The following is a 756-nucleotide window of genomic DNA, read 5'->3' as shown; positions in this document are numbered from 1 at the left end:
CTTGATGTCGATGGTGCCGCCGATCTGGTCGATATTGGTGCGGACCACGTCCATGCCGACGCCGCGGCCCGAGACCGAGGTGATGGCAGCGGCAGTGGAGAAGCCCGGCGCGAAGATGAACTTGTGGATCTGGGCTTCGCTCATCTTCTCGAGCTCGGCCTCGGTGACGAGACCGGACGAGAGCGCCTTGGCCTTGATCTTCTCGGTGTTGAGGCCGCGGCCGTTGTCGGCGATGCAGATGATGATGTGGCCGCCCTCGTGATAGGCGGACAGGCGAATGGTGCCCTGCTCGCCCTTGCCGCTGGCGAGGCGCTCGGCGGGGGTCTCGAGGCCATGATCGGCGGAGTTGCGCACCATGTGAGTGAGCGGGTCCTTGATCAGATCGAGCACCTGGCGGTCGAGCTCGGTGTCGGCGCCGTGCATCTCGAGCTCGATCTGCTTGCCGAGTTCGGATGAGAGGTCGCGGACGATGCGGGGCAGCTTCTGCCAGGCATTGCCGATCGGCTGCATGCGCGTCTTCATGACGCCTTCCTGCAGCTCGGCGGTGACGTTGGAGAGGCGCTGCAGCGGCACCTTGAACTCGGTGTCCTCGTTGCGGCGGGAGATCTCCAAGAGCTGGTTGCGGGTCAGGACCAGCTCGGAGACCATGGTCATCAGGTGCTCCAGCGTATCCACGTTGACGCGGATCGACTGGTTGGCGATGCGGTCGCCCTCGCCCGCCATCTCGTCGGCCATCGACTTCTTCGGCGCGGCCTT

Annotated in this window: 1 protein-coding gene; it reads right to left on the bottom strand. The window is 65.1% G+C overall.

Annotated features, from left to right (window positions below; all coding sequences use genetic code 11):
* On the bottom strand, positions 1–756 hold a 756-nt coding region (locus I6F24_RS37300), incomplete at both ends, for an ATP-binding protein (RefSeq protein ID WP_249787441.1).

Origin of the sequence: Bradyrhizobium sp. BRP23 (assembly GCF_020194135.1) — a bacterium.
Classification (GTDB): Bacteria; Pseudomonadota; Alphaproteobacteria; order Rhizobiales; family Xanthobacteraceae; genus Bradyrhizobium; species Bradyrhizobium yuanmingense.
Note: the sequence above shows the minus strand (reverse complement) of the source record. Positions and strands in the feature narration are given on the sequence as shown.